The sequence below is a fragment of the Paenibacillus ehimensis NBRC 15659 genome (assembly GCF_004000785.1).
Lineage (GTDB): Bacteria > Bacillota > Bacilli > Paenibacillales > NBRC-103111 > Paenibacillus_G > Paenibacillus_G ehimensis.
This window is the reverse complement of the sequence record NZ_BILX01000002.1, coordinates 250,299-257,428: the sequence shown is the minus strand read 5'-3', so window position 1 is coordinate 257,428 and position 7,130 is coordinate 250,299. Positions and strand designations below refer to the sequence as shown.

General features: G+C 54.3%; 6 protein-coding genes. 5 read left to right on the top strand and 1 reads right to left on the bottom strand.

Annotated features, from left to right (window positions below; all coding sequences use genetic code 11):
* Positions 1-181: 181 nt before the first annotated feature.
* Complete coding sequence (locus tag PEH01S_RS02345; RefSeq protein ID WP_025849862.1) at positions 182-877, top strand: hypothetical protein; 696 nt, start codon at positions 182-184, stop codon at positions 875-877.
* A 36-nt stretch (positions 878-913) separates the two neighbouring features.
* Here the strand turns inward: PEH01S_RS02345 and PEH01S_RS02340 are convergent, their stop codons facing one another.
* Positions 914-1,180: a hypothetical protein gene (locus PEH01S_RS02340; RefSeq protein WP_127483802.1), complete on the bottom strand. Its 267-nt coding sequence runs from the start codon at positions 1,178-1,180 to the stop codon at positions 914-916.
* A gap of 309 nt (positions 1,181-1,489) precedes the next feature.
* On the opposite strand from PEH01S_RS02340, the gene PEH01S_RS02335 reads away from it, so the two are divergent.
* The 4 genes from PEH01S_RS02335 to PEH01S_RS02320 all read left to right on the top strand — a co-directional run bounded on the left by PEH01S_RS02335 (position 1,490) and on the right by PEH01S_RS02320 (position 7,125).
* Positions 1,490-3,061, top strand: a complete 1,572-nt coding sequence (locus PEH01S_RS02335) for a M23 family metallopeptidase (RefSeq protein WP_127483801.1) — start codon at positions 1,490-1,492, stop codon at positions 3,059-3,061.
* A gap of 189 nt (positions 3,062-3,250) precedes the next feature.
* Positions 3,251-3,985: a response regulator YycF gene (yycF, locus tag PEH01S_RS02330; RefSeq protein WP_127483816.1), complete on the top strand. Its 735-nt coding sequence runs from the start codon at positions 3,251-3,253 to the stop codon at positions 3,983-3,985.
* A 15-nt stretch (positions 3,986-4,000) separates the two neighbouring features.
* Positions 4,001-5,845: a cell wall metabolism sensor histidine kinase WalK gene (gene walK, locus PEH01S_RS02325; RefSeq protein WP_127483800.1), complete on the top strand. Its 1,845-nt coding sequence runs from the start codon at positions 4,001-4,003 to the stop codon at positions 5,843-5,845.
* Positions 5,842-7,125: a YycH family regulatory protein gene (locus tag PEH01S_RS02320; protein WP_025849867.1), complete on the top strand. Its 1,284-nt coding sequence runs from the start codon at positions 5,842-5,844 to the stop codon at positions 7,123-7,125. The genes walK and PEH01S_RS02320 overlap by 4 nt, the downstream gene beginning before the upstream one ends.
* Positions 7,126-7,130: the final 5 nt, after the last annotated feature.

Here is a 7,130-nt window from a genome sequence, read left to right as displayed (position 1 = left end):
TGCTTAACTTGCAAGGTGTTTTTGATCCCTGTCTCACAAACGGGGGTCAGTTCCCACGACGGCGGCGAGGGTTTTTTTCATGTCCGCATTTTGCATTTTTCCCCGGCTCCCCGGTTGGTTTCTCAGAAAAAGGTCAATACTGTGAGTAGAGTAGCAGAGGGCAAGATGGGAGATGGCTGGGATGAAATGGATGATATGGATCGCCAAGCTGGCGGTCAGTGCGGCGGTTACCTCGCTTTGCTGCGTGGCGCTGACGTTCGCGGCTGCAAATACCTATGTGGACTTATTGCTCGACCAGTATCATATCCCGCGTCCGGCGGGTCAAAAGATCGAATGGGGCACCTTTATGAACCGGTTTACGGCGCAGCTGGGGCTTGGCGCGGGAAGCGGAAGCGACGTGCCGGCAAAGCCCAAAGACTTGGCGGTCTCCGTGCCTCCGGCCGGCAATACGCCTTCCTCCTCAGAGACCGGCACGAAAGAACGCACGCAGACGGACGGCAAGACGACGGCTCCGGGCGGCGGCAAGACGAACGACGACCCTTATCGGGTGCCGGAGGATGCGGTCGCCGTCTGGAGCCGGCAATCGGGGAAGACGGACAGCAAGCAGGACGGTCTCACGGAGCAGGAACAGAAGGTCGTGGTGTCGAGCGAGGAAGTGACGAAGAAGAAGGAGCAGCTGTCCGAAGCGGATAAGGCGAAAATTTTTTCCTTGATGGTCTCGCGCGTGCCGCAGGAAGACATGCAGACGATATCCAAGCTGATGGAGGACGGCATTACGTCCGCCGAGCTGAAGGAAATCGAGCAGCTTCTCCAAAAATCGTTGAAGCCTGACGAGTATAAGCAATTGCTAGGCTTAATTCAAAAGGGAACGCCCTGACACGCGCAGGGCGTTTATGTTTTTCCCCGTTCGGTGTTACCTGTCCAATTGCCCCCCGAAGCGGGTAACCGTATCTTCGGCTTGTCGAATCCGTGAAGATTCGACAACGATCTGCAGCAAGCAGCCGGGACTTTCGGCTGTTGACAGATGAGATAGTCCGCCCCCCAGAAGGGAGGTTGGCATCGGCTGATGCGGCTCCACACCCGGCTCGATCTGGAGATCGATGACGCCCTGCTTGCGCAGGGCATCCACGGCTTGCTGCAAGTCATGATCGCTTCGGAAAGCCGCCGTAAAATTTTCCATCGATTGTCTTCACACTCCTGTCAATTTCTCCGCTGAAATGTGGGATAAGATACGATTTTGTTGAAATCGGCAAACTTAATGTGGTAAATTTATAAAGTAGTTTTTTACCCTTTGGGTTATTGTCCCTTTTTCTAGTGTTTTTATGTGCACATCGTAAGCGAACCTGAGAACGTACGCCCAGACAACATGAGACTATAGACTTAGAGAGAAAGAAACGTGTAATCAGGAGAAGCATCGCATCCGTCGGTCTGAAGGCCGGGGGAAGCTGAGGTTCGAATGCGGCAAAAAACGGCTTAAAAGGAGAAGAAAATGAAATTTTTCAAAGGAGCGGATCGACTCAAAGGCCTGTTGGACAAGCTTCGCACTCCAAGGTCTGCGGATCGGTCGAATAGCTTGGATGAAAATGTAACGCCAACGGCAATGTCGGAAGTACCGGGAGCGACAGCGCTTGAACGGATGAAAAACCGAATCATTTTACATAAATGGATGGTTATCAAATCAGTCTCTGCGCTTGGCTTGATGGCGGCGGTTGTTATTAGCGGACACGAATTGGTTGAAGCCAATATGAAAGATTATTATCAGGTATATGCAAACGGAGACCTGATCGGGATCGTATCCGATCCTTCCAAGGTTGAGGAATATAAGCAAAAGAAGCGGGAACAGTTGTCCAAGAGCGAGTCCGATCTTCGGATGGTCGTAACGGAACCGAAGCTCGAATTGACCCCTGAAAGGGTTTTCAGTCATAATACCGAGGACCAAGCCGTGCTCGATAAGCTCAGCGGCTATTTCTCCTCTTACCCGGTCGGCGTGCAGCTTCTGGTGGACGGCAAGCCGATGGGGATCGTAAAGGATGAAGCGACGGCGAAGACGGTGCTGGAGCAAATCAAGAACAATGCGATCGCGTCGATGCAAACGAAGAAGACGTCGGGGCGCGTAAGCATCTTGTCGGCGTCGCCCGCGGCCGGTACGCCGGTGCAAACGGAGCTGCAAAAAGCTGACTTTGTGCAAAAGGTCGATTTTCAGGAAGTGAAGATTGAGCCGCAGCAGCTGGTGAATGCGGAGGATTTGCGCAAAAAGCTGGAAACCGGCGATGTTCAGCCGACGAAATATACGGTGGAGAAGGGCGATTGCGTCTCGTGTATCGCACAGAAGCTGAATATTCCGAAGCAGGTCATTTATCAGAACAATCCCACGATCACCGACGATATGATCAAGGTCGGCCAACAGCTCGACTTGACTGTTCTGAAGCCGACGCTTGCCGTGCGGACGGTTGAAAAAGTGGTGGAAAACCAAGAGATCGCCTACGAGACCGAAGTGAAGCAGGACGACAACATGCGTCTCGGCGAGTCTGAGGTATTGAGTCCCGGCAAGAACGGTCTCAAGAAAATGACCTTCCAGCTTACGAAAGTAAACGGGATGTTGGAGGCGGAAACGGTCTTAAGCGAAGAGATCGTTCAACAGCCGGTCAAGGCCGTCGTAAAGAAAGGCACCAAAGTGATCAAGGGCGAAGGAACGGGCAAATTCGCTTGGCCGGTCCTGTCGGCATCGATTTCAAGCACGTTCGGCACCCGTTGGGGCGCGTTCCATAAGGGTATTGATTTGACAGGTAACCGCAACATTATGGCATCGGATAACGGCAAAGTCGTGTTTGCCGGCGAGAAAAGCGGATACGGCAACTGCATCATCATCGATCATATGAACGGCTACCGCACGCTGTACGGCCATTTGAGCCAGATCAATACGAGTGTCGGCAACATCGTCGAGAAGGGCGAGAAGATCGGTTATATGGGCAGCACCGGAAATTCGACGGGCGTGCATCTGCACTTCGAGGTGCAGAAGGGCGAAACGCCGGAAAATCCACTGAAATATTTAAATAAATAAGACGGCTGGAGAGATAGAAGGGGCATGGAAGTCGCAGGAAAGCTGCGCTTCCGTGTCTCTTTTTGCTTCAGGATGTGGTAAAATAATAGAATAGCTTACCATGGATAGGATATCGTTGACATCCGGCGGCGCGAAGCAAGGAGCGTAGTACGGATGCAACGCGAGTCTCTGACAGGCGGTGAACGAAGCATGGCCAAAATACTCGTCGTCGACGATGAACAGCCGATTGCCGATATATTGAAATTCAACTTGGAAAAAGAAGGCCACGAGGTCATCTGCGCCTATGACGGTGCTGCGGCAGTGGATCTTGCCTATTCCGAAAATCCGGATCTGATTCTGCTCGACCTGATGCTTCCGGTTAAGGACGGGATGGACGTCTGCCGGGAGGTGCGGGTGAAGCTGAACACGCCGATCATTATGCTGACGGCCAAGGATAACGAAATTGACAAGGTGCTCGGATTGGAGCTTGGAGCCGACGATTACGTAACGAAGCCGTTCGGCACGCGCGAGCTGTTGGCCCGGGTGAAGGCGCATTTGCGCCGTCATACGAAGTCGGCGATGCCGGCGGCCCAGGCGCAATCGAACGAAGGGGAAGCCCGGCAGGGGCTGCGCATCCAGAGCTTGTTCATCGATACAGACATGTATGTCGTCTATAAGGACGGTGTTCCGCTCGATCTGACGCACCGGGAATTCGAGCTTGTACAGTATATGGCCAAGAACAGCGGCAAAGTCATGACGCGGGAGCATCTGCTCCAAGCGGTATGGGGCTTCGAATATTTCGGCGATGTGCGGACGGTCGACGTGACGATCCGCAGACTGCGCGAGAAGCTGGAGGACGATCCGAGCCGTCCGGAGTACATTATTACCCGGCGCGGGCTCGGGTACATGATGCGCAATTCGAAAGCAAGCGCCGGCGGCTACTAAGCAGGGACCGTGCCGATGAAACCGATCCGCTTTTTCCAATCGATTCAAGCCAAGCTGATCATTATTTATTTGCTGCTGATTTTGGTCGCCCTCCAGCTTATCGGGGTGTATTTTATCAAGACGCTGGAAACGTCCCTTAAAAACGAGTTTATCGAAAACCGGAACTCGCAGGCGCAGCTGCTCGCACAGTATGCGGAGACGTACCTGACGGAAAATCAGGAGAATAAAAATTCGGATACGACCAAGAAATCGTATGCCGATCTGAACGATTTTGTAAACAGCCTCTTCGCGACGAGCAAAGCGGAAATCCAGATCATCGACGCGAACGGTGTCGTGCTCACGACGACAAGGCCGATGAATCAATCGGTCGTGAACAGCAAAAACACGCAGACCGAAGTGACGCGGGCGCTGCAGGGGATTAAGGATAACCAGCGTCTGTTCACCGACTTCGACGGTGTCCGCAAAATCATCATCGCCAAGCCGATCGGCTCGGGCGTCAAGGTGCTGGGCGCCGTATACATCATTGCTTCGATGGACGATGTCTACAAAACGCTGACCCAGATCAACAATTTCTTCATCTCCGGCACGTTAATCGCGCTCGCGCTTACGGCGGGTCTTGGCGTCATTTTGTCGTCTACGATTACGAACCCGATCAAGGCCATTACGAGACAGGCTACGGCCGTAGCCGAAGGCCGGTACGAATACGAGGAAAAAATCCGCGTGATGGGCGAGGACGAGATCGGACAACTCGGCAATACGTTCAATTTCATGATGGAGCGGCTTCGTGAGGCATTATCGCTCAACGAAGAGGAGAAGGAAAAGCTCGCTTCGATCTTGTCGAACATGAACGACGGGCTGATCGCCACAGACGACCATGGACGCATCATCGTGATCAACCGGCGGGCGAAGCAGATCCTGCAGGTCAACGAGGATACGACACTCGGCATGCCGCTTGGCGAGCTGCTCGGGATGCCGCAGGAGAAGATGCAGGTGCTGGAAGGCACGGAGGATCATTCGACGATGCTGCACCTGTACCATGAGGGCGAGGAAGATCCGCTGTTCGTCAAAGTGACGTATACGACGATTCACAGCAAGGGCAAAGGCTCCGCGGGGACGATTGCGGTACTGCAGGATGTCACCGGCCAGGAGAAGCTCGAGCAAGCGCGCCGGGAATTCGTCGCGAACGTATCGCACGAGCTGCGGACGCCGCTTACGACGATTAAGAGCTACCTTGAAGCGTTGGAGGACGGCGCGCTGGAGGAGCCGCAGCTTGCGGGCAAGTTCGTCAGCGTCGCGAGGAATGAAACGGAGCGGATGATCCGGCTCGTCACGGACCTGCTGCAGCTGTCCCGGCTCGATTCGAAGCAGGCGATTATCAGCAAGGAAACGACGGATGTGACCGAGATGCTGGAGGAAGTGGCGGACCGCTTCTCTTTTCAATTGGAGCAGCGCATGATCGCTATCGAAATCGACGTCGAGGAGCACGTGGACGAAATTATGCTGGACCGCGACCGGATCGACCAAGTGCTCGACAACCTGGTCTCCAATGCGATCAAATATACGCCGGAGGGCGGACATATCCGGATTCATGCGGGCCGAAGGGAACCAGCCGTGCTGGAAATTTGCGTACAGGATGACGGCATCGGGATTCCGCGCAAAGATTTGACCCGGATCTTCGAACGCTTCTACCGGGTGGATAAAGCGCGTTCCCGCAGCATGGGAGGGACCGGTCTCGGCTTGTCGATTGCCCGGGAAATAGTGAAGGCCCACGGCGGCACCATTCAATTGGAGTCGGAGCTCGGGCAAGGGACGCGGGTTACGTTCACGCTGCCGTATCAACAAGAGGAGGCAGCCGTATGATCGAAAAACTGAAAACCGCCGCGCTGACGCTGCTGGTGCTGCTCAGTTTGCTGCAAAGCTACCTGCTCGCCTACAGCTACCCGAAATTCGACCCGGTCAAACCGGAGGAATACGTGAAAACCGACATTCTCGGCACCCATGCTTCCCTGAAGGATATGCTGTTTCCGGATCAGTTGGTGCTGCATTTGGGCAACCAGCAGCATACGGTGCTCTACCCGAATACCGTGAAGTACAATGAAGTGATGGAGATTTTGAAGCAGCGGTTCTTGGAAGGGTTCCGCAAGACGAGTGTCGCTTCGCTCGGCGTCAATTGGGACGATGTGCGGAATAAGCAGCAGGGAGTCGAGATCCGGTTCCGCGACGGGCTGCCGATGAACGTTCTGCAGGAGGTTATGCAGTTAAAGGGCGATCTGCAGGACGAGAACGATCTGATTACGCGCATATGGATTTTTGCCAAGGATACGAACGAGGTCAGAGCGATTCTGTTCACGGATACGGCGAATACGGTGTACGAAGCGATCAAGGCTGACTTTACGGTGAAGGACATCGAGAAGTTCGTACAGGCGGACGAAACGTTCATCCCTTACAAGCCGATGGCCGGAGACTATTATTTGCCGTTGAAGCCGCTGACGATTCCAAGCTTCAAGATGACCTATACGCAGTTTACGGCGGATCAATTGAAGCGTACGTTTTTTGTCGATCCGACGCTGACGCGCAATGTGACGGAGCGGGACGGCTCGGAGATTTATACGGATGGAAAGCGCGGGCTGAAGCTGAGAAACGAGCAGCACTGGATGACGTATACCGATCCGGTAGCTGCGACGGAGAGCAACAAGGTCGATTTGCGAGAGAGCCTGTTGTCGGCCGTGCAGTTCATCAACCAGCATGGAGGATGGAACGGCAAGTACGGGGTGCAGAAGGTGCCGCAGCGGCTGCTGCCGGGCAGTCAGCAGTTTGTGTTCCGGCAGTATTACGATTCGTATCCGGTGATCAATACGCGGAACGAGAATACAGGGTTTATGAAAATTTCCTTGCAAAAAGGCATCGTAGCCAGCTACGAGCGTTCGCTGATGACCCCCGATCTGCGAAGCGCTGTCCGTACCGAGGTGCAACTGGCGGGCGGAGAGCCGCTGGAGCAGAAGCTGGCTGCGTTCGCCATCAAGGCGCGGATCTATTCGATCTTCCCGGCTTACCGTATGGTCATGACGGAACAGGCGATGATGCTTGTTCCGGCTTGGGCGGCCGAGCTGCAAGACGGTACGTACGAATTTTTGGACTAAGGAGG